Raw genomic sequence first — 20,968 nt, forward strand, 5'->3', positions numbered from 1 at the left:
TTCTCCTCCTTGCTCTTACTTCTTCCTATATGTCGCTCTGTCCTCTGCTGCACAAAGCATTCTATACCTGTTCTCCTAGTCCCGGATCTTCACCTCTGTGCCCAGCACTGCTGAGGCCTGTCTGGCGATCTCCGTCGCATCCGGCTTGCCCCCGGAGGGGCCATCCCCCTGGACCTTGATCACCATGTGCATCTCCCTCCCCAACTGCCGGCTCATGAGGTCTGAGATGAGGTCTTCGTCCATCATCAGGACCCCCTTCGCCATCTTGCTGGGGGCGATAACCTTGAACTGGCGCTCCCCCACAGCGGCCAGCATTGCTCGTCGCATGCTGTTGGTGGTGGCTGCCAGAGGTTCTGCCTGCTCAAAGATATCGTTCCAGAGCTGGTCCAGCTCCTCCTGGGAATAAAAAGCCTCCGGCACTTCCTCTGTCTCTTCTGCCGCGGCGGCGTTGGGCGCTGTCATCGGCGCCTTCTTCTCTGGTTCAGAAGGTGCACTGACCGGAACTGCCGGCGTAGGTGCGGCAACAGAGTTCACCTGCCTCGATGGTGCCCCATCTCTATCCGTGCCTGCATAGGGGCTTTGCTTCGGCACCGCGTCAGCCCGCATGGTCGCCATGGCTTCCTCCATGGCCGCGGAATCGAATTCTGGCTCCTCGATCTGGATGGCTGGTATTCCGCCCTCCGTCGTCGCCGGTGCCGGTTTCTGCTCTGCTGCCGGCTTTGTGGAAGCGGTGGGCGTCGCCGGTCTGCTCGTGGGCGTCGCCGGCCTGTTCGCCGGAGCTGCCGGTCTGGCGCCGTACTCCAATCCCCCTGCAATGGTGACGATAGCCACCTCCATGAGGATCCTCGCCTGGGTAGAATAGCGGGCATCATTGATGGTTTTCGCCAACGTCACGATGCTGCTGTTCAACTCTGCCAGTTCGATCTTGGCACTCTGTTCCTTCAACAATTCTATGTTCTCCGAAGACATGTTCAGCATATCTCCGGGATTTTTCACAAACTTCGCGATCAACAGGGCGCGGTAGTGGGCCATCCAGTCCTTCATCATCTGTCGGACGTCCTTCCCTTCCTCCATAGCGCCTTCCAGAAGCAAAAGCGCCTGGGATATGTTGCGGGTCAGCACCTTCTCCGTCAACTCGATGTAGAACTCCTCCGAGACCGTCCCCAGAAACTCCAGGATCTTGTCCCGGTCCAAACGTGCCTCCCCGGAGGACATGCACTGTTCCAGGATACTCAGGGAGTCACGCACCGATCCGTCTGCGTTCCTTGCCAGAAGTGCCAACGCCCCCTCCGTGATCTCAACGCCGTGCTCCTGGCAGATCCGGGCCATGTTGGCCTTGATCTCAGCAGCGGACACCCGCCGAAAATCCAGTCGCATACACCGGGACAGTACCGTCTGCGGCAACTTCTCCGGGTTGGTGGTGGCCAGTATGAACATCACATGTGCCGGCGGTTCCTCCAGTGTTTTCAGGAGTGCGTTGAACGCCCCGGTAGACAGCATGTGGACCTCGTCGATGATATAGACCTTCCGCCGTCCTGCACTGGGAGGATAATTGACACTCTCCCGCAGCTCCCGGATGTTCTCCACACCGTTGTTGGATGCCGCATCGATCTCAATCACATCGATGAAATTCCCCTCCGCGATCGCGCGGCAACTGGGACACTCCCCACAGGGGCGCTCACCTTCTCCAGTGCAGTTCACCGCCTTGGCCAGGATCCTGGCCGTGGTGGTCTTGCCAGTGCCCCGGGTTCCACAGAACAGATAGGCATGGCTCACCGTGTCCGTGGCGATCTGGTGCCTCAGGATCCGAACGATCTGCTCCTGTCCCAGGATCTCGTCGAACACCTCCGGTCTGTTCTCCCTGTACAAAGCCCTGTATTGCTTCATTCTGTCTCTCCACGCTCCATCGCGGGCGACGGATCGCACCGCAGTCTGGTTCTAATAAAATATCTGCCCTTTAACAGCTCCGCATGACGTTGGAGAAGGCTTATCTGCGGCACATAAGAACTTCCGCTTATTGCTGCTTCCTTCCGGACCTGACAAGGTTCACGGCATCCTATTGCGCAGGACCCAAACCATGTCAGGCGAAGCTATTAAAGGGCAGAGCCCCGTTCAATATTTAATTATATTGCTTTTGGTCTGGAATGTCAAGACTCTCCGGCCACCTTCCGCACGTTGATACTGACATTGACGATGTTAAAAGCGGTCATGGCTTCCACTACCTCCGCCAATCGCCGCTGGAACCCTTCGGCAGCCTTCCACAGCCTGCACCCCTCCCGCAGATCCACTGTGACATACATCTGCAGTGCCTCAGGCTTGGTGTTCACATAGACACGGGATACCTCCGAGATATCCGGGCTCTCTTTGGCGACACAGTGGGCGATATCCGCCACCGCCTTGTCAGAGATGATGAAATCCCCCATGTAGCTGAAGGTAGGCCGGACCACGGTCCGCTCCGACTGGGCACTTCCCCGCAGGTTGTCCTTGATGATCTTCAGCGGCGAGATAAAGTAGCCGGCGAAGGCGCGTTTCACCTGGAAGGTCGGTACCGGGATCACGTGCTTCCCCTGCCCGATCCTCTGCTTCCGCGCCACGGTACGCTCCTCTTCCGAGGTGATGTCCTCGATGTGGATGCGCTCATCGATGGGACCGAGCTCCAGGCGTGCGGCGATCCGGTCTGCCATCTGGTCCGACGTGCCCAGGATCAGAATAGAGGAGGGCTTTGTGCGGGCGATAGCGGCCATCACCTGCGCCTGATGCTCCGGCTTGTTGAACAAAGCCGTCTTGATGGCGCCCACCATGGTCTTCTGGCGCTTGGCGGAGACCCCCGCTTCCACCCGATGCCCGCAGATAAAAAGCCCATCGTCGATGATGCTTTGGATGTTTTTTTCCTTGCAGAGGTTCATGGCCTGAAAGCTTTTGCCGGTCCCGCTCTTTCCTGTCAGAGAGTAAACTTTCATCTTTACTTGCTACGTCCTTTCTGGTATAATAAAGCCGGAATTCAGTTAAGATCAATCTTATAAGGAGGAATACAATGGCTTACAAAATCACAGACGACTGCATTAGCTGTGGAGCTTGTGCACCTGAGTGCCCGGTAGAGGCGATCTCCGAAGGCGATGACAAGTATGTAATCGACGCAGATACCTGCATCGACTGCGGTGCTTGCGCAGAGTCTTGTCCTGTTGATGCGCCGGTAGAGGCATAGTGACATAGGACTGGTAGAAACAACCGCTTCGCTTACGCGAAGCGGTTTTGCTTTTGGGGACTATCCCTTTTTGCGCTTGTCGTTCATATGATACGCCAGGGAATGCAGGCTGTCGGACAGATGCACGTCCTCCAGCGCCACGTGTGAGGGGACCTCGATGTCCGCGGTGGCAAAGTTCCAGATGCCTCTCACCCCCGCAAAACAAAGCCTGTCTGCCACCCCCTGCGCGTTGTCCTTGTTGACACAGATGACGCCGATGTCGATGTTCTCCTTCTCCACATATTGGACCATATCTTCCTCGTCGAGGATGGGGACGCCGTCCAGATCGCGGCCGATGAGCGCCGGATCCACCTCGAACATAGCACAAATCTTGAACCCCTGCTTGTGGAAGTGAGTGTAGCGCCCGATGGCCTGGCCCAGGTTGCCGGCACCGACGATGACCATCTTGTAGACCTGATCCAGCCCCAGGATGGCGCTGATCTCCTTCAGCAATCCCTCTACGCTGTACCCGTATCCCTGCTGTCCAAACCCGCCGAAGTTGTTCAGATCCTGCCGGATCTGGGAAGCGGTATAGCCAATGAGTTCGCTGAACTCCTTGGAAGAGATCTTCTCTACGCCCTTCTTATTCAGTTCGATCAGGTACCTGCGATAACGCGGGAGCCGCTTGATGACGGCGTTGGATATCTTGGTATTCTTGGCCATGCTCCTCTCCTTCTCTTACAACAAGACCCGCCGGTGAGGCGGGTCTGTCCTGTTATTCGATGTTATCGTCTACAAAGCCTACGAGATCGCTCACCACCTGGAAATTCTCTGCTTCCTCATCTGGGATCTCGATGTCGAACTCCTCCTCGATCGCCATGATGATCTCTACAGCATCCAGAGAATCTGCTTCCAGATCCTTCATCAGGTTGGTATCCATAGTAACCATGGAAGGCTCAACGTTGAGCTGCTCCACGATAATATCTCTGATCTTTTCAAAAGACATAACTAACCTCCTCGCTTGTTCTAATATCAAATACATTATAGTTGAGAAGTCTTCCGATTGCAAGGGGAAATTGCTATGTGGTATACTTGTTTCAAGAAGGAGGATCACTATGGATCAGAAGGAAGTCAAGATAATCGAAGTAAAGGAAAGTATCTTTGCGGACAACGACCAGGAGGCAGACAGACTGCGAGAGGAACTGAAGAGCCGGGGGATCTTCCTGCTCAACCTCATGTCTTCTCCGGGATCCGGCAAGACCACGACCCTGACCCGGACCATTGAGATGCTGAAGGAGGAATACAGGATCGGCGTCATGGAGGCGGACATCGACTCCGATGTGGACGCCAGGGCCATCGCCGAGACCGGGGCCCGGTCCATCCAGATCCACACCGGTGGCATGTGCCATCTGGACGCAGGCATGACCGCCCAGGGACTGGAGGCTCTGGAAACAGGCGATGTAGATCTGGCCATTCTGGAGAACGTAGGGAACCTGGTATGCCCGGCGGAGTTTGACACGGGGGCATCCAAAAACGCCATGATTCTCTCCGTTCCGGAGGGAGATGACAAGCCCCTGAAATACCCCCTCATGTTCTCCATCTGCGATGTGGTGCTCGTCAACAAGATCGATGTCCTGCCTTATTTCGATTTTGACCTGGATACCTGCCGGAAAAACATCGCCCTGCGCAACCCAAAGGCAGAGGTCATCCCCATCTGCGCCAAGACCGGCGAGGGGATGGATTCCTGGGCAGACTGGCTACGCCGGGAGATCAGAGAGTGGAAGGCATGAAACGCCATACAGAGCGGGAGGGAGCTGCGGCTCCCTCCCGTTGTTATTATTTGATCTTTACTTTCTTGGTTGCCCACTTCCCGTAAACGTTCTTACCATCTACCTTTGTGATGGTCCGGACACGGAAGGTGTATTTCTTGCCTTTTTTCAGTTTCTTGCTCTTGACCTTGGTCTTGGTAGTGGACTTGGTCAGATCTGCCCATTTCTTGCCCTTCTGCTTGTACTGGATCTGGTAAGCAGTAACGCCGGAGACCGCCTTGAACTTCACGGTCGCCTTCCTGGACTTCGACTTGACCTTCAGTTTCTTGACTTTCAGCTGTTTCGCTATTTTTTTCAGCGTCTTGTTCGACTTGGTGGCTTCTTCCTTTGCCGCCTTAAGCTGCTTCTTCAGCTCCTTGATCTCTTTCGCGCTCTTGTCCTTCGACTGTTTAAGTTCCTTCTGGAGGGCGTTGATCTTATCATTCGCCTTGTCCAGCTTGCCCTGTGCCACAGTCAGCAGATATTCCGCGGGAACCTTATAATCCGGCATCACGTTCTTCTCCGCCATGGTGACCTTCAGCGGCTTGCTGAAATCTCCGGCAGCCACATAGGCTCGAAGCTCCTCAACGACAGAGTCGGTCACTTTCATGTACTGCTCCGCCTGCTCCTTCCCAATATCGGTAGCGGCTTTCTTGGCCAGTGCGGGATCGTACTCATAGATCGTGAGCATATCCTTGTCGACCTTGGCCTGCTGCTCGATCAGGCTTGCCTGGTATTTCACAAAATATTCCTTGATGCCGTCTCCAACGTGATTGGCTCTGTTCTTGTCACACAGATCGTTGATCACGTTCGCGTTCCAGTTGACCGAATTGGGCACGTAGGAAACACTGTCCACCTTGTAGGCATCGTGGACATCGGTGATCATCGCGCCGTAATACGGCAGGAAAATACCGAACTCCGCATCTGCCGGTGTGACCCATTCGATCGTCGTCATCTCCAGAGGGAATCCCTTTCTGGTCTCGAAAACATGGCACTCTGTATGGCGGTTGTTTCCAATGCTGGAAAGCCTTGGGTTCACATTCCCGTCGTACTTTGTACCCTCTCCCCGGTATCCCAGGAAGCGTATCGTCTCCAGCGCTGTCAGTTTCCGGTTCGGGGTCATCATGGTCGGAAGCGGGTTGTCTGCGTTGACCTGATTCAGATCGATCTTCTCGGCCTGCTCTGGATCCATGTAGTAGGCTCCCTGCCAGTATCTGGTGTTCTGAAAACTCCTGCTGTAAGTCGATGCGACATGGATCTTTCCGCTCTTTCCCTTCTTCAGGAACCCCTTCTCCTCAGGAAGGCTGACCAGCTCCTTGGAAGCGACCACATTCTCGGTATCTGTGACATCCACCTCGCCGATCAGCATGATGTTCGGATTGAACCCGACCTGATCGCTGGGAAGTCTGGTGGCCACATACTGATGCCCGGCTACGCAGTCAAACCCCCAGGTTTCTTTTCCATCTCCGATCAGGATGAAATAGCACTCTCCGCTCCCCTTCTCGTCGATTATCCTTGCCAGCAGATCTACCGCCTCCTTGGCGGACGCAGCATTGGCCATGAGCACAGACGGAATGGAGACCTCCGCGATGCCATTGCTGACCAGAGGATCTGCGGCCTTTGCGCTGTTGTTATAACTCGTTGTCACGGTCGCCGTGATGTAGACGCCCTTCTCATTCACGCATCCTGCCGCATAAGGCTCTCCCTGCGGGTTTCCATCGTTATCGAAAACGGTTTCATCCGGGTTGATCTTCGGACTTTCCTTGATATAGGTATATGCATAGGTCTTGCTCGGATACCGCCACTGAAATCCGTTGCAGTCGACGAACATGTCGCCGGCTTTGTGCTCTGTGGCAGGAGCGACCCCCAGCATCTTGTTATAGTTGTTCGTGTAATCTTCGCTACGCCCTACATAGACATTCCCGTTCTCACTGACGTCCGATCCGACGTAAATACTGGTACATGCAAACGCAGAGGCACTCATCGTCAGGATCAGCGTGAATGACAGGAACACCGTGCTTATCATTCTCTTCAATCTCATATCTTTTCCCCTTTTTGACACTAATACAATACCTCTTCTGGAGCCCCCTCCCATCAGGCTCGTCACAATAGATGTACAATTCGTTCATCTTTTATTATACTATAGGACGGCCGCCGCGTCAAATCGCCTGGGAAACGGCAGTTCCTTATCCCCTGTCGGAACTCCTCCGCGGCTACTCCTCCAGCTCCATCCACTCCTCGTAGACGTGCTCCAGTTCTTCCTTGGTGGCCTTCACTTCCTCATCCAGTTCATTCAGCCGCTTGGGGTCTGCCAGCACCTCAGGCTGGCACATCTCCTGCTGAAGATCCTCGATCTCCTCCTCCAGAGAGGCGATCTCCTCCTCAAGCTGCGCTTTCTTCCTTGCCAGACGCTTCTCTTCGGTCTGCTTTTTCTTTTTCAGCGCGCGCTCCTCCGCGGCGGACAAAGCCTTCCCGGTCTCGTCCGTCCCTGCCAGTCCGGCGGATGTCTGTGCCCGGCGGATGTCTGCCACCAGGGCCTCCTCTCCGGATGGTTTCCCGGCCGAAGCTGTGCTGCCATCATGGGGAGCAGGGGCGCCGGCAGCGGGCTTTGTGCCAGACAACTCAGCCGCGTAGCGCTTGGCCGAGGATATCTGGGCTTTCTTTTCCTCGTAGTAATCGTAGCCGCCCACATACTCCGTGATCCCGCTTCGTTCCAACTCAAAGATCCTGGTGGCAACCCGGTTCAAGAAGTATCGGTCATGGGAGACGGCGATCACCGTGCCCGGATACTCGGCCAGAGCCTCCTCAAACACCTCCTTGGAATCGATATCCAGGTGGTTGGTGGGCTCGTCAAGCACCAGCACGTTGGCGCCGGACATCATGAGTTTCAAGAGAGCCAACCGAGCCTTCTCTCCGCCGGAGAGATCTCCTACCTGCAGGAACACCTGCTCTCCGGTGAACAGGAATCGACCCAAGATAGCACGGATCTCACTGTCCTTGTAGAGTCGGAAGGTGTCGTGGACCTCTTCCATGACGGTCTTGCTATTATCCAACATGGCCTGCCGCTGATCGTAGTAGCCGAACTCTAGGTTGTGGCCGTGGCGGATGAACCCGGTGTCGGCCCGAAGATCCCCCATCATCATTCGGAGCAGCGTGGTCTTCCCCACTCCGTTGGGACCTACGATACAGATGCGTTCCCCTCGCTTGATGTCGAAGTGTACCCCCGCAAACAGTTCCTTCCGACTCGCTCCAAACCCGAAGGATTTGGACAGGTCCTCTGCCAGGAGCACGTCGCTGCCGCTCTGGTAGTTCTGTTTGAACTGGATGCGAATCTTTCCCAGCTCCGCCTCCGGCTTGTCCAACCGGTCGATCTGGGCCAGTCGCTTCTCCCGGGATGCCGCCCTCTTGGCCAGATGCTCCGTCCCACGCTCCTTGAAGCGGCGGATCATGTCCTCCTGCCGGCGGATCTCCTCTCTTTGCTTGTTGTAGGCGCGAAGGTCTGCTTCTCGCTGGGCTCGTTTTTTCTCAGCAAAGGCAGTGTAGTTGCCGTTATAGGTCTTCAGCCGGCGATGCTCCAGATCGAATATCCGCGTCGCCATCTGATCCAGAAAGTACCGATCGTGAGACACCATAACCAGGGTCCCTTTGTAGTTTTTCAGGAACTGTTCCAGCCACTTCAGCATACCGATGTCCAGATGGTTGGTAGGCTCATCCAGGAGCAGCATGTCCGGGTGCTCCATGAGCAGGCAGGCCAGGGCGAGCCGGGTGCGCTCCCCGCCGGACAATGTAGAGATCTTCTTGTCATAGTACTCCGGCCCAAAGGCCATACTGGTGAGAATGCCGTTCATCTCGCTCTTGTAGGTGAAACCGCCCTCGTCCCGGTACCGGTCCTGCAGCACGCCCAGACGCTCCAGGGCACGGGTGTAGTCCGCCGATGCGGCCTTCTCTGACGGGCCCGCCGTTACGCCGGCCGTGCCCTCCGCCAGTGCGGCCACCTCATCGGACAGCCTCCGGATCTCGTCCTCCATCTCATGGAAGTGTCCATAGATCCGCTCCACCTCTGAAGCCAGTGTGCTGTCCTCCCGGAAGTCATCCTTCTGACGAAGATACCCCACGGTCAGGTCTCTGGACACGAAAAACTCCCCGCCATCCGCCGTATCGTTTCCGGTGAGGATGTTCAGCAGGGTGGTCTTGCCGGCGCCATTGGCCCCTACGATCCCAATGCGATCCCCCTCGTTGATATGGAAGGAGACTCTGTCCAGGATCACATCTGTGCCGTAAGATTTGGTTAATTCTGTTGCTGATAATACGATCATAGTCTTTCTTTCAAATGGAAAGCGCCCGGGAGATTCCGGAGTCCAGAGGAGTGCAGGTCGGCTGGACTCCGGGGCCCCCGCGCAGCGGGGGCGCCGGGCGCGCTTTACTTACAATGGTAAATTCGCATAGGCGTCCAGATGGAGGTCATCGGCGCCTTCCTGTTGGTATTTGTAGTATGCTGCGGAAGCGATCATTGCCCCGTTGTCGGTGCAGAGGATGGGCGCAGGCGTGTACAACGCGATGCCGCGCGAGAGGCAGGCTTCGTCCAGGGCGGTGCGGAGCGCGCTATTGGCGCCCACCCCGCCTGCCACCACTAGCCGGTCTGCTCCGGTGCGTTCAGCAGCCAGCATGGCTTTGTGCACCAGCACGTCGATGATGGACTGCTGGAACCCGGCGCAGATGTCGGGAATGTTCAGCTCTCTGCCCGCCATTTTCTCCCGGTTGATGTAGTTCAGTGCCTGGGTCTTCAGGCCGCTGAAGCTGAAATCCAGGCTGCCCTCCTCCAGCATGACCCGCTTGAAGTGCACGGCCTCGGGATCTCCTTCCCGGGCGGTGCGATCCACCTTGGGTCCGCCGGGATAGCCCAGGCCGATGACGCGGGCGACTTTGTCGTACGCTTCCCCCACTGCATCGTCCCGGGTGCCGCCCAGCACTTCGCAGCGGTTGTAGTCGGTAACCTGAACCAGATTGGTGTGCCCGCCGGACACGATCAGTGCCAGGAAGGGTGGTTCCAGGTCGGGATACTGCAGGTAGTTGGCGCTCACATGGCCGTGCATGTGGTTGACGCCCACCAGCGGGATCCCTGTGGCAAAGGAGAGCGCCTTGGCGGTAGCTACCCCGATGACCACGGCGCCGATGAGGCCCGGCCCGTTGGTGACACCGATGAGGTCGACGTCCCGGAGGGACAGGTCGCCGGCCTCCGCCAGTGCCTGCTCCAGTACCTCGTTGATGTTCTCCAGGTGGTGCCGCGAAGCGATCTCCGGCACCACGCCGCCAAATTTCGTATGTATATCGATCTGCGAAGAGATGACGTTGGACAGGATCTCCCGCCCGTCCGCCACCACGGCGATGGCCGTCTCGTCGCAGCTGGATTCTATGCCTAATGTAATGAACTTTCCGTCTTTCATTGCTGTGTCCTTCTTCTGTTGTCGCCTGCTGTTGATCCGGAGGTCTGGATGCGTCGGAATTGGTGCGTAGAGTTGGCAGATGGATATGGTATGTGGCGGTGGCGGGTATGGCTTATGGATATTTGCCGGAGTTTTTGGCGGAAATATCCACAACACTTTCAATATACACGATTATTCACTCTGCCGACAAAGCAATCCTTTCCAGATAATAGAAATCCACTCCACTGCCCCGCAGCGCCTCCGCCGCCTTGGGCGGTTATGACTCCTCCTCGTGCACGCTGGGGTCACCCAAGCGCCACATGATCAGCGCGTCCTCCCCGTTCTCGTAATAATGCGGTCGCTCGCCGGTCTTCTGGAAGCCGAACTTCTCGTAGAGACTGATGGCTGCCTGGTTGCCGCGAGCCACTTCCAACGTGTGGCTCAGGACACCTTTGGCTTCTGTAACACGAATCATGGTATGGATCAGGATCGTGGCGATATGCATGCGGTGGAACTCCGGCAGCACGGCCACATTGTTGATATGCCCTTCCTCCTGGATGATCCACACGTCGATATAGCCGGCGATCTTTCCATCGATCTCCGCACAAAGCAGCATCGCCAGAGGGTTCGAATCCAGATCATGGGCCAACGACTCTCTGCTCCAGGGAGTGTCGAAACAGGCCTTCTCGATTGTGACCAGCCCCTCCAGATCCCCGATATTCGCTTTTCTGATGATCAGTTCTCCTGCCATATCCCCTCCTGCACTCTATCTGCTGCGGAATTTCGCCATCTTAGCGGCCCGGAGTTTTGCCAGGGTGCCGTCCTTCAGCTTCTGTTCCGCTTCTGTCTCCCGCATGTAACGGGGAAGAAGTTCCCTGAAGGTGGTGGTGCCGGGCTCGAGTTCCCCAGGCGCGGCGGCTGCCTCCGCCGCGTGCAGCACCTCTGCGATCGCTGCACGCACCGTCAATGCCGCCGATGGATATCGTTCCGTCTCCGGGGCCAGCGTCATGCCTTCCAGCTGCTCCCGGTAGGCGTCTACGCCATCCCCATAGAAGACCACACCCGGAAGATCCGCTGTCTTCTCCAGTACATCGGTAAGCATATACGGACCTGGCGGCAACACGTCCACCACCACCGGAACTTTGACGACTGCATCGTACTCCAGCGTTCTCTCCTGCTCCTCATACCGATACACCGCCCCGTACACCTGACCGCGGCGGGCGTTGAAGATCACCGCCAACGGATGCCTTGTCCGCATGGCCACCTGCCGAAACTGGTCCAGCGCGCCGACAGGTACGCAGGGCACGCCCAGAGCCTGTGCAATGGCTCTGGCACTGGTGACTCCGATGCGGATCCCTGTGTAGGACCCAGGCCCCACCGAGCAGGCCACCAGCTGGATGTCCGATGGGACCGCTCCTGCCTCCTCCAGCAGATCAGAGGCCATCGCCATAAGATTCCGCAGATGTCCCATGGGTTCTTCTGTGGTTTTCTGAGCGATCGGACGATCATCGTCCAGATCGTATAGCGCCACCGACCCCACCGGGCCGGTCGTCTCTATCCCTAAAATGTACATTGGTATATCCGTTCTCCTTCTGCCTCTCCGTAGTCGATGAAGATGCACTTGGTCTCGTCTGGCAGGATCTCCGCGATCCGGTCAGCCCATTCGATAACACAGATGCCCCCAGCATCGAAATACTCGTCCGCACCGGTCTCCATCAGTTCCTGCCCGTCCGACAGCCGGTACACATCAAAATGAAACAGCGGCAGCCGCCCCGTGCGGTATTCCTTCACCAGGGTGAAGGTAGGGCTGGTCACCGGCTCTGTAATGCCCAGACCGCTGGCGATGGCCCGGGTCAGGGTCGTCTTCCCGGTTCCCAGGTCCCCGATCAGCGCCAGAATATCGCCGGGCTGAAGGCTTTGTGCAAGAGATCGGCCAAAGTTCACCGCCTCTGACTCATCGCGAATCATCACCCTACGCATCTAGTGGCTCCCTGGCGTACCCTGCGCCTTGTGGATCAACTTGGAAATGCGCTTGTAGATGAAGAAGGTGATGATGGAGTTGATGCCTGCCTTGCTCAGGTTGAAGGGCAGGATCGCAGGCAGGATCATGGCTGCTACGGCTTCCTTCTGCATGCCGTAGAACAACGGATCCATGATGTAGTTGGCGATACACATGACCACCGCCATGGTCACGGTTCCTGCCGCCAGAGCGATAACGGCGCCTTTCTTGGTCTTGTTGAGGCGATAGATGTTCCCCGCCACGATCACAAAGGAGCCGGTGGCGAACATGTGCATGACGAAACCTATCCAGTTATCCTGTCCCAGGATGAACGCCTGAACAAAGGATGCAAGCGCGGTCACGATGATACCCGCCAGAGGCCCAAAGCTGAATGTAGCGATCAGGATCGGAATGTCCGCCAGATCGTACTTGAAAGCCGGGAACAGCGGGTACGGCAAGGTGAGAAACACCAGTACACAGGAAATAGCTGTCAGCATGGCCAGAGTGGTCATCTTCACTCTGGTCTGTTTGGAATCGTTATTCATTCTCTTCCTCCTCACAAGTGGCCACAGTAGCCGCCTCTAAATTCGCATCTATATCTGCCGGAATCGCCATCTGGTCCAGCCTCTGGATGGCCTCCGCATAGATCTCTATCAACTGGTAAAACCGCCGGACCTGGATCTTCTCATCCTTCTGGTGCATCACGTCCGGATCGCCTGGGAACAGACCCCCAAACGCCACCACGTTCCGGCAGCACTTGGCATAGGTCTCGCCGCCGATTACCAGCGGCCGGGCCTCCTCGTCTCCTGTCATATCCCGGTAAACCTCCAGCAGCGTTTTCACCAGAGGATGATCATCGGGATAATAATGCGGGGGGATCTCCCGGAGCTTGACGATCCCCAGATCGTACTCATCCAGCACCGGGGTCATGCCCGCGTAGATCGCCTCCACCGAGGAACTCACCGGGACGCGGATGTTCACGTTCAGGGTGATGGAGTCCCCATCGTAGCTCACCATCCCGGTATTCCAGATGGTCTTTCCTGACAGGTCATCCTCGATCATACAACCCATGCCGCTCCCATCCAGCGCGTAGCCGATATGACGGTTGTAGAACTGGATGAAATCGTTCAGGTCCTCGTTCACAAAGTTCAGGCGGCCCAGGAAATCAAACATCACTGAGATTGCGTTCAGCCCCGCCCAGGGCGTCGCTCCGTGGCAGCCCTTGCCATCCGCCAGCAGCTCCAGGGACTTGCCCACGCCTCTGCAACGGATCTTGTGGCCCGTCTCCTGTCCGAAGTCAGCCGCCTTCTGGCGGATCACCTCGTAGGCGGCCTTGTCGGCCTTCACCACTGCCCGGGCACGGTCAGGGACCATGGTGGGGGAATTTCCGCCGGACAACCTGGTCAGTGCCAGCCCCTTGGTGGGTCCCCGGGAAAGCTTTCGCGCCAGTTCGCAGACGATCATGCCCATCTCTCCGCTGTCTACCGGGAAATCGCCATCTGGTGTAAACCCAATGTCCGGCGGACCTTCCTGCTCCAGGTAGTGGCGCATGCCGGTCATGCCGGTCTCTTCGTCCAATCCCAGGATCAGGCGAATCCTCCGGCGAGGTTCATACCCTGCATCCTTCAGTGCCTTCATGGCATAAAACGCTGCCAGCAGAGGCCCCTTGTCATCTGTGGTCCCTCTCCCCTGCAGGAAGGCCCCCTCAGGCCCATCGCCTCCCGTCTCTTCTCCCCCGTAGGGATCAAAGCTCCAGCCGTCCTGTGCCGGTACCACGTCCAGGTGCCCCAGAATCCCCACGGTCTCCGCCGCAGGTCCTGCGGTCCACTGGATGTGACCGCCATAGCCATCCACGTTCTGCACACTGAACCCGTACTCCTCCCCCTTAGAAAGCATGTACGCAAAAGCATCCTGCACGCCCTGTCCGAATGGATAAATCTCTCCGGACGAGGTATGTACAGGATCCCCCGCATCACTTTGGATTCTGACGAGTTCTTTCAGTGCGTCCAGTGCATGGCCCTTATTCTGTTCGATCCAGTATGTCAGGTCCATTGACGCTCCTTCTGATCAGTCGACTGCTTCTACACCCTTGATCTCAGGAACAGCCTGTCCCAGGATCTGCTCCACGATTCCCTTCAGAGTCATTCTGGCCCCCGGGCATCCTGCGCAGTGTCCCATCAGTCTTACCTTGGCGATATTGTCCTCGGTGACCTCGACCAGCTCAATGCTGCCGCCGTCCCTTGCCAGGATCTGCTTGACATCTTCTAATGCTGCGTTGATTCTCTCTTCCATAATTTCTGTAGTTTCCTTTCTGTTTCTATTCCAGGCAGCCCGGTCACCCGCGCCGCCTCGTTATCACTTACATATATACACAAAGCCCGCCATCTTGAAACATCAGATCACAGGAATCACTTCCTTGGTTCTGTAGATCGCGTCCTTGCTGGTGCCGTGCACGTTGTTGATCAGGACCACCAGATGTTTGTCCACAAAGGTGGCACTCTCGATCTCACCGATCGGCACGCTGTAGGTCCCCAGGTATCCACCATCGGACACTCGGTAGAGGTCCACGTAACTGTCCGAGCCTCCGTTCCAGGAAGTACATAGCGCTACTCCATTGGCACCGCCGGTATCCTGGGTGTGCTTCCGCCGGATCACCTTGCGGATGGTCCGCTCCATGTTGAAGTTACCGTCGGTCACAAACACCGACGCGCCTCCCGACAGGTAGAACTTGTCGTTGGAGGTGTCATAACTGATTCCGGAGGCCATCTTGGGAAGTTTGAACGTCCCCGTCCCCGAGAAATCATCAAAACTGAATGTCTTGCAGTCTCTGGACTTGATTTGCAGATGACGTTTCAGGGTGTAGACCTTCCCCGTCACCGGGTTGTAGGTGCTGCCATTGGCATGCCCCATCTTCACATACTCCGCCCTAAGCCGTTCGCCCTCGTCGGAATACTCCACCAACGCGTTTTTGTTGCCGGACTTGTTGGTGAAGGCCAGCAGATAGCCGCTCCCAGTGTAAGAGAAGGACTGCGGACAAGTCGTCCCCGGTTCGCCCTGCACCTGTACGACCTCCTCCAACTTGTCGTCGGTCAGCTCGTCCAGAATATGCAGGGACTCATACGCCTCGGCGTCATGGGATCCGGACTTGATGTCCAACGGTTCCGACTCGTCGCTGGTCACGTCCTTGCCCAGAAGTTTCGCCTTGGCCTGTACCACATAGGTCTCATCGTTCTTCTGGATCTCGACACTGAGTGGATCACCGTGCCGGACTTCCTTGACTTCTTTCATAGTCCCCGTCCAGGGATCGTACTTGCTCACCACATACTTGGAAGCATAGGGCACCGCATCCCAGTTCACACTGGTGTGGACATCAGAGGATTTCTTCTCCTCGCCCAATTTCAGTTTGGGTGTCTTCAGCTTGGTGGGGTAGACGTTCACCACCGCCACTTCCTTCGCCTCATTGTAGAGGCTGTCCTCTGCCGCCGTGACCGTGATCTTCGCCGTGCCGCTCTTACCGTATTTAATCTTTCCGTCTCGTGTGACGGTAGCTACCTTCTCATCGCTGGATCGGAAACGCAGCCGTGTCTTGGATTCTCCGGACAAAGCCGTGTGCTTCTTCTCAAAACCTTCCACCAGATAATGGTCCAGATAGATATTCTGGTCGGCCTTCTGTGTGTCGATCTCCCTGGTCTCACGACCCAGGACACCTCCCTTCAGGCGAGAGGTCACTGCCACCTTATAGGGCTTCTCCACCTCTGTCAGATCCATGGAAAACCGGGGTTCCTCCGTGTTTTCCTCACAGACCACCTCGTCATCTCTGGACACCACCACATGATATTTTCCCACATGGTTGTCCTCCCAGCTTGCGGACAACACAAGTCCCTCCTGTTCCACCTTCAGATCGTCGATCAGGTAGTAATCTGTGAACACGACGAACAGGATCGGCAGGATGGCCAGGACCACCAGATCCGCCAGGATAAGTCTCCGCAAAAGACTCTGATGGGCCTGCAGAGATCCTCTTCTCATATGCAATTGTGAGAGGCGAAGTCTCTTCATCTTCCGTCCCTTCCAACACATAAACCTACAGAATTATTATACCATCCAACCTTCCCCTTGGGCAAGCATTTACACAAAAACCTCACAAAAGTTATTTCCCCATCTTTCGTACGAAAGTCTGTTTCAACAGACATATTTTATGGTACAATATACATGTTCACAAAATTGTAAGAACTGAGAACAGTAAGGAGGATTTTGATTATGAAATGGGTATGTTCCGTTTGTGGTTATGTTCATGAAGGAGACCAGCCCCCAGAGAGATGTCCTGTATGTAAGGTTCCTGCCGACAAGTTCGTCAAGCAGGAGGGCGGCATCGAATGGGCTGACCAGCACGTTGTCGGCGTAGCACAGGGTGTGGATCCGGAGATCATCGCTGACCTTCGTTCCAACTTTGAGGGAGAGTGCTCTGAAGTAGGTATGTATCTGGCCATGTCCAGAGTTGCCCACAGAGAAGGCTATCCTGAGATCGGCCTGTATTGGGAGAAGGCTGCCTGGGAAGAGGCTGAGCACGCTGCCAAGTTCGCTGAGCTGCTGGGTGAGGTTCTGACCGACTCCACCAAGAAGAACCTGGAGATGAGAGTCGACGCCGAAGCCGGCGCCTGCATGGGCAAGAAGGCCCTGGCCACCAAGGCCAAGGAGCAGGGTCTGGATGCCATCCATGACACCGTTCACGAGATGGCAAAGGACGAGGCCAGACACGGCGCTGCCTTCAAGGGTCTGCTGGATAGATACTTCGGTTAAGCTCCATGAAATGGCACAAGCGTTTTGCCTGTCTGACTGTCATCGGGTTCGCCCTTTGCATGTACACAGGATATAGACATATTTAATCAGAAGATGACGGGGACGCCCCCAGAGACGGTAGAATCACCGGCTTTGGAGGCGTCCCTTTTTCTGTGGGATCGCTACACATCTTTCCGCGGGATCGCAGTGCGATTGTACCCCGGATTGTGTGAACTGAACTCCCGTTCCGCGATATGAGACTTTTCATCGTTTTGCGGGAAACTTTTCCGCGTTTGGCCATTTTTTCCGAGCTGGCGGAACAAAACACATGATTTGTTCCGCAATACGGGTTTTTTCATCGTTTTGCGGGAGAACTGTTCCGCGTTTGGCCATTTTTTCCGAGCTGGCGGAACAAAACACATGATTTGTTCCGCAATGAAGTGTACCCATAAAAGTAGAGTCACTCCTATATGATTTCTCCCCTATGATAATAATCATACGGGGTTGAGTAATTGATGGATTCGTGTGGCCTTTTACGAGGATAAAAGTGCCACACGTATTCATATATATCACCTTTTGCCTCGTTGATTGTTCTGTATTTTTTCTTTAGCCATTCTGACTTCATTTTACCCCAGAAACTTTCCATTGGTGCATTGTCCCAGCAATCTCCCTTACGGCTCATGCTGCATATGAATCCCTGCCTGCTCAGCATTCTCCTGTATTCCTTCGAACAGTAGGTCGAACCCCTGTCCGAATGTATGATGCATCCCGGACTTCCACAGCCTCTGAGAAGCATATCTTTTAATGCATCCATTACCAGAAATCTATCGTTATGCACGCTCATTGCCAACCCTACGGGAAGCCTTCCATACAGATCCAGTATTCCGGCCACATACAGATCTCCCTGCTCCGTAGCAATGACTGTTGTATCACTTACCATCTTTTTATCCGGGGCATCAACGCTGAAGTCTCTGTCGATAAGATTGTCGGCGATTGGCTCGTCATGGTCTGAATCCGTCGTGCAGACAAACCTTCTGCATGTCCTGGAAAAGAGAGCGCACTCCTGCATGATCCTCTCGACACGTTTATGGTTGACACGTTTTTTGCGACCTTTATTCAGGATAACGGTTACTTTTCTTGATCCGTATGATCCTCTGGAAGCTCTGTATATGTCGTATATCTCTTTTGTGATCTTAAGGTCTTCTTTCTCTTTCTCCGTAAGTGGCCCATCGACTCGTCTGCGCCATTTGTAGTATCCGCTCTCTGACACCTTTAGTACTCTGGCCATCCTCGCAATGCTGTGCTCGTGTTTATGCTCACGCATGAAAAGATATTTCAATCGCGCTTTACATTTGCAAGGAAGGCCGCTGCTTTTTTTAGTATTTCGACCTCCTCACGAAGCTCTGCGTTCTCTTTTTCAAGCTCTTTTTCCCGATCGGTCCTCTTATCTGATTTGGTAAACCCTTTTCGAAAGGCTTTATCTTCACCAACTTCAGCAAGATGATTACGCCATCGTATGACAGTCCACGGCATGATTCCGTACTTGTCGGCTATGACATGTTCCAGATTCTTGTTTTCAGGCAGCAATGCTTCTTTTGCCACCATCAATTTGAACTGTTTGCTGTAATTTGTTCTTGACATGGTGTACCTCCAATCTACATGCATTATACCATGCTTTGCAGACTCTACTTTTTGGGGTACACCTCACAATACGGGTTTTTTCATCGTTTTGCGTGTAAATGTCAATTTAATTTTGTACAAAAAGTGGAAAATAATTTTGTACAATTTTCAGCTTTTTTCAGGCTGGCTATCAAGGAATGCGCGCTTGTCCTTCAGCCTGTAAGACGGCCCTTTGATGGATATAACGGATGAGTGGTGAAGCAGCCTGTCGAGCACCGCGTTGGCCAGTGTTGCTGATCCAAATACCTCAGTCCACTTTGAGAATGCCATATTTGTGGTGACGATCGTGCTGTTCCTTTCGTATCTTCTCGCAATGAGCTGGAAGAAAAGGTTGGACGCATCATTATCGATCGGCATATATCCAAGTTCGTCTATGATGAGCACCCTGTAACCGGCATAGAACTTCAAGCGTTGTTCGAGCCGGTTTTCATTTAGCGCTTTCTTGAGCTGCAGGATCAGATTCTCGAATGTGATGAAGTACGTTGAATATCGCGCCTTTGCACATTCGATGCCTACTGATGTAGCAAGGTGTGTCTTACCAACTCCGCTAGAGCCCACAAACACGATGTTCTCCATCCGCTCCACAAACCCCAGATTGGCAAACTCCTGTATCTCGGCCTTATTCAGTCCCGGCTGGAAAGTGAAGTCGAAGTCGTCCAGAGTTTTGAGGAATGGGAAGTTCGCCTTGTGTATATTTGCGTGGTTGAGCCTCTCTTTCTTGTAACTGCACTCTATGGAGACGAGTTCTTCAAGCGCCTGAGTGAAACTCATATCTCCCTGATTCACCATTTCAGTATATGTTCCCAGGTTCTCCTGAATTTTGGGTAGATTCAATTCTTCGAGCCCGTTAACCAGTTTTGCGTAGCTTGCCATGTTTCCTCCTGTCTACAGGAAACTGTCAAACTGCCTCAGATTCTGTTCGGCAAATGATTCCAGATCGTCGCTCCTGACCAAAGGCCGCAAAAGCTCCAGATAATGTGTCCGGTCATAGTTGATCCGCTTGTCTGAGATTTTGTGCTGTGCGATGCATCTGTTCTCGAAATAGATCTTCAGATCATCACCGAAAGCTTTGAGATGCACAGTCTTGCCAATGTATTCAGGCGGCACGGAATATCTGCTCTTCCTGAATACGATGAGCGAATCCTTCTGCACCTTGGTTCTTCTGTCGTACTCTCGGTATGAGTCGATCACATATGGCGATGGCAGCGGCTGCAGCATGTCCTTTTCCTTCTGGAACAGGAGATATGGCGGCATATTCGTTGCCTGACACACTTCGGTATTTACCCGATCATTTATGCTAAGCATTATCCGGGTCAGGTCATCTTCGGTCTCAAATTCACCTTCGTAGACCCGAAGCCATTCCATGAACTTGTTTATGGTCTCGACCTTTCCCTTGGTATAGCTGTGCCTCGGCTTTGCAAGTTTGATCTTGAATCCAAAGTCTTTCGCAAACTGCTTCGCTTTAGCGTTGATCCTTCGTCCGTCTTCAGTGATGTCGACGATCGTTCTCATATTGTCGAATAAGATCTCCCTCGGAACCCCGCCTGTTGCCATGAAGCATTGTATGAGGCTGTCGAACACTTCCTGTTGAGTTCTTGTTCTCTTGTAAACGAAACGGCAGTATCTAGAATAGCCGAGCTTGTAGTCAAATACCTGTATTGTGAATACTTCACCCAGGCAATTTGTTATTTGAAGATCTTCTTTCCAGTCCACCTGTGCCTGTAGGCCGGGGGCTGTTTCATAGCGTGGATGACCGCGTACTTTCTTCTTGGGTGTTATCCCGCGGCTTACCACATATTTACGGAAGTTTGAATATGTGCCTATCGATTCACCATACTTGCAATACAGAAACTCATACACTGCTTTTATTGTTGCTCCGCGTATCGCCATCTTCTGGCGAATGACAGCTTCGTACGGATCAAGTTTGCTTGGCTTATCTCTTGTCGCAGGTTTCCCGGCATAGCCGTCATAATACCTTTTTACCGTCCTGCGATCGATCCCATATTCTCTTCCGAGCTTTGAGAAATTCGGTTTCTCTCCGCTCAATTTCAATATCTCCAGTTGAGTCAGCAGTCTGTTATCCATGAATCTACCCTCC

The 20,968-nt window shown here is 54.6% G+C and carries 21 protein-coding genes and 1 other RNA gene; 3 read left to right on the top strand and 19 right to left on the bottom strand.

Features of this window, described 5'->3' with window-relative positions; all coding sequences use genetic code 11:
- Nucleotides 1–75: 75 nt before the first annotated feature.
- From dnaX to P156_RS0106290, 3 genes are all read right to left on the bottom strand, one after another.
- Entirely contained in the window at nucleotides 76–1,887 is a 1,812-nt protein-coding gene (gene dnaX / locus P156_RS12815; protein ID WP_051600739.1) for a DNA polymerase III subunit gamma/tau, read from the bottom strand.
- Between the two features lie 57 nt (nucleotides 1,888–1,944).
- Nucleotides 1,945–2,121, bottom strand: an RNA gene (ffs, locus tag P156_RS13130) — signal recognition particle sRNA large type.
- A 26-nt stretch (nucleotides 2,122–2,147) separates the two neighbouring features.
- The gene (locus P156_RS0106290) at nucleotides 2,148–2,960 is read right to left on the bottom strand and encodes a hypothetical protein (RefSeq protein ID WP_027869393.1); all 813 of its coding nucleotides are present in this window, start codon (nucleotides 2,958–2,960) and stop codon (nucleotides 2,148–2,150) included.
- Between the two features lie 74 nt (nucleotides 2,961–3,034).
- Between P156_RS0106290 and P156_RS0106295 the strand changes: the two genes are divergently transcribed.
- The gene (locus P156_RS0106295; protein ID WP_027869394.1) at nucleotides 3,035–3,205 is read left to right on the top strand and encodes a DUF362 domain-containing protein; all 171 of its coding nucleotides are present in this window, start codon (nucleotides 3,035–3,037) and stop codon (nucleotides 3,203–3,205) included.
- Nucleotides 3,206–3,265: 60 nt separating this feature from the next.
- Here the strand turns inward: P156_RS0106295 and P156_RS0106300 are convergent, their stop codons facing one another.
- Nucleotides 3,266–3,907, bottom strand: coding sequence for a redox-sensing transcriptional repressor Rex (locus P156_RS0106300; RefSeq protein ID WP_027869395.1), 642 nt, complete (start codon nucleotides 3,905–3,907; stop codon nucleotides 3,266–3,268).
- A 52-nt stretch (nucleotides 3,908–3,959) separates the two neighbouring features.
- Nucleotides 3,960–4,190: an acyl carrier protein gene (acpP, locus tag P156_RS0106305; protein WP_027869396.1), complete on the bottom strand. Its 231-nt coding sequence runs from the start codon at nucleotides 4,188–4,190 to the stop codon at nucleotides 3,960–3,962.
- Between the two features lie 109 nt (nucleotides 4,191–4,299).
- Between acpP and hypB the strand changes: the two genes are divergently transcribed.
- A complete protein-coding gene (hypB, locus tag P156_RS0106310) occupies nucleotides 4,300–4,974 on the top strand; it encodes a hydrogenase nickel incorporation protein HypB (protein WP_034802319.1) in 675 nt (224 codons plus the stop codon).
- A gap of 46 nt (nucleotides 4,975–5,020) precedes the next feature.
- Here hypB and P156_RS0106315 read toward each other — a convergent pair whose 3' ends face one another.
- The 10 genes from P156_RS0106315 to P156_RS0106360 all read right to left on the bottom strand — a co-directional run bounded on the left by P156_RS0106315 (nucleotide 5,021) and on the right by P156_RS0106360 (nucleotide 16,440).
- Nucleotides 5,021–7,033, bottom strand: coding sequence for a C69 family dipeptidase (locus P156_RS0106315; RefSeq protein WP_027869398.1), 2,013 nt, complete (start codon nucleotides 7,031–7,033; stop codon nucleotides 5,021–5,023).
- 172 nt (nucleotides 7,034–7,205) lie between these two features.
- Nucleotides 7,206–9,308 carry an ABC-F family ATP-binding cassette domain-containing protein gene (locus tag P156_RS0106320; protein WP_027869399.1) on the bottom strand — a complete coding sequence of 701 codons (2,103 nt, stop codon included), beginning with the start codon at nucleotides 9,306–9,308 and terminating at the stop codon, nucleotides 7,206–7,208.
- A 108-nt stretch (nucleotides 9,309–9,416) separates the two neighbouring features.
- Entirely contained in the window at nucleotides 9,417–10,436 is a 1,020-nt protein-coding gene (gene tsaD / locus P156_RS0106325) for a tRNA (adenosine(37)-N6)-threonylcarbamoyltransferase complex transferase subunit TsaD (protein WP_027869400.1), read from the bottom strand.
- A gap of 256 nt (nucleotides 10,437–10,692) precedes the next feature.
- Entirely contained in the window at nucleotides 10,693–11,166 is a 474-nt protein-coding gene (rimI, locus tag P156_RS0106330; protein ID WP_034802321.1) for a ribosomal protein S18-alanine N-acetyltransferase, read from the bottom strand.
- 15 nt (nucleotides 11,167–11,181) lie between these two features.
- A complete protein-coding gene (gene tsaB / locus P156_RS0106335) occupies nucleotides 11,182–11,988 on the bottom strand; it encodes a tRNA (adenosine(37)-N6)-threonylcarbamoyltransferase complex dimerization subunit type 1 TsaB (protein WP_027869402.1) in 807 nt (268 codons plus the stop codon).
- Nucleotides 11,976–12,395 carry a tRNA (adenosine(37)-N6)-threonylcarbamoyltransferase complex ATPase subunit type 1 TsaE gene (tsaE, locus tag P156_RS0106340; RefSeq protein ID WP_242838701.1) on the bottom strand — a complete coding sequence of 140 codons (420 nt, stop codon included), beginning with the start codon at nucleotides 12,393–12,395 and terminating at the stop codon, nucleotides 11,976–11,978. The genes tsaB and tsaE overlap by 13 nt, the downstream gene beginning before the upstream one ends.
- The gene (locus P156_RS0106345; RefSeq protein ID WP_027869404.1) at nucleotides 12,396–12,959 is read right to left on the bottom strand and encodes an ECF transporter S component; all 564 of its coding nucleotides are present in this window, start codon (nucleotides 12,957–12,959) and stop codon (nucleotides 12,396–12,398) included. It lies immediately after the preceding gene.
- Nucleotides 12,952–14,466 carry a Sapep family Mn(2+)-dependent dipeptidase gene (locus P156_RS11845; RefSeq protein ID WP_051600741.1) on the bottom strand — a complete coding sequence of 505 codons (1,515 nt, stop codon included), beginning with the start codon at nucleotides 14,464–14,466 and terminating at the stop codon, nucleotides 12,952–12,954. Before P156_RS11845 ends, P156_RS0106345 begins: the two co-directional genes overlap by 8 nt.
- A gap of 15 nt (nucleotides 14,467–14,481) precedes the next feature.
- On the bottom strand, nucleotides 14,482–14,706 hold the full coding sequence (locus tag P156_RS0106355) for a NifU family protein (protein ID WP_027869405.1): 225 nt from the start codon (nucleotides 14,704–14,706) through the stop codon (nucleotides 14,482–14,484).
- Nucleotides 14,707–14,808: 102 nt separating this feature from the next.
- On the bottom strand, nucleotides 14,809–16,440 hold the full coding sequence (locus P156_RS0106360; RefSeq protein WP_027869406.1) for a hypothetical protein: 1,632 nt from the start codon (nucleotides 16,438–16,440) through the stop codon (nucleotides 14,809–14,811).
- A 228-nt stretch (nucleotides 16,441–16,668) separates the two neighbouring features.
- Between P156_RS0106360 and P156_RS0106365 the strand changes: the two genes are divergently transcribed.
- Nucleotides 16,669–17,211, top strand: coding sequence for an NADH peroxidase (locus tag P156_RS0106365; protein WP_027869407.1), 543 nt, complete (start codon nucleotides 16,669–16,671; stop codon nucleotides 17,209–17,211).
- A gap of 445 nt (nucleotides 17,212–17,656) precedes the next feature.
- Here the strand turns inward: P156_RS0106365 and P156_RS0106370 are convergent, their stop codons facing one another.
- The 4 genes from P156_RS0106370 to istA all read right to left on the bottom strand — a co-directional run bounded on the left by P156_RS0106370 (nucleotide 17,657) and on the right by istA (nucleotide 20,955).
- On the bottom strand, nucleotides 17,657–18,514 hold the full coding sequence (locus P156_RS0106370) for an IS3 family transposase (RefSeq protein ID WP_051600425.1): 858 nt from the start codon (nucleotides 18,512–18,514) through the stop codon (nucleotides 17,657–17,659).
- 11 nt (nucleotides 18,515–18,525) lie between these two features.
- The gene (locus tag P156_RS11850) at nucleotides 18,526–18,831 is read right to left on the bottom strand and encodes a transposase (protein ID WP_034802323.1); all 306 of its coding nucleotides are present in this window, start codon (nucleotides 18,829–18,831) and stop codon (nucleotides 18,526–18,528) included.
- A gap of 147 nt (nucleotides 18,832–18,978) precedes the next feature.
- On the bottom strand, nucleotides 18,979–19,743 hold the full coding sequence (gene istB, locus P156_RS0106380; RefSeq protein ID WP_027869408.1) for an IS21-like element helper ATPase IstB: 765 nt from the start codon (nucleotides 19,741–19,743) through the stop codon (nucleotides 18,979–18,981).
- A 12-nt stretch (nucleotides 19,744–19,755) separates the two neighbouring features.
- Nucleotides 19,756–20,955: an IS21 family transposase gene (istA, locus tag P156_RS0106385; protein ID WP_027869409.1), complete on the bottom strand. Its 1,200-nt coding sequence runs from the start codon at nucleotides 20,953–20,955 to the stop codon at nucleotides 19,756–19,758.
- Between the last annotated feature and the right edge of the window lie 13 nt (nucleotides 20,956–20,968).

Source organism: Eubacterium sp. AB3007, from assembly GCF_000688015.1.
Taxonomy (GTDB): Bacteria; Bacillota; Clostridia; order Peptostreptococcales; family Anaerovoracaceae; genus Aminicella.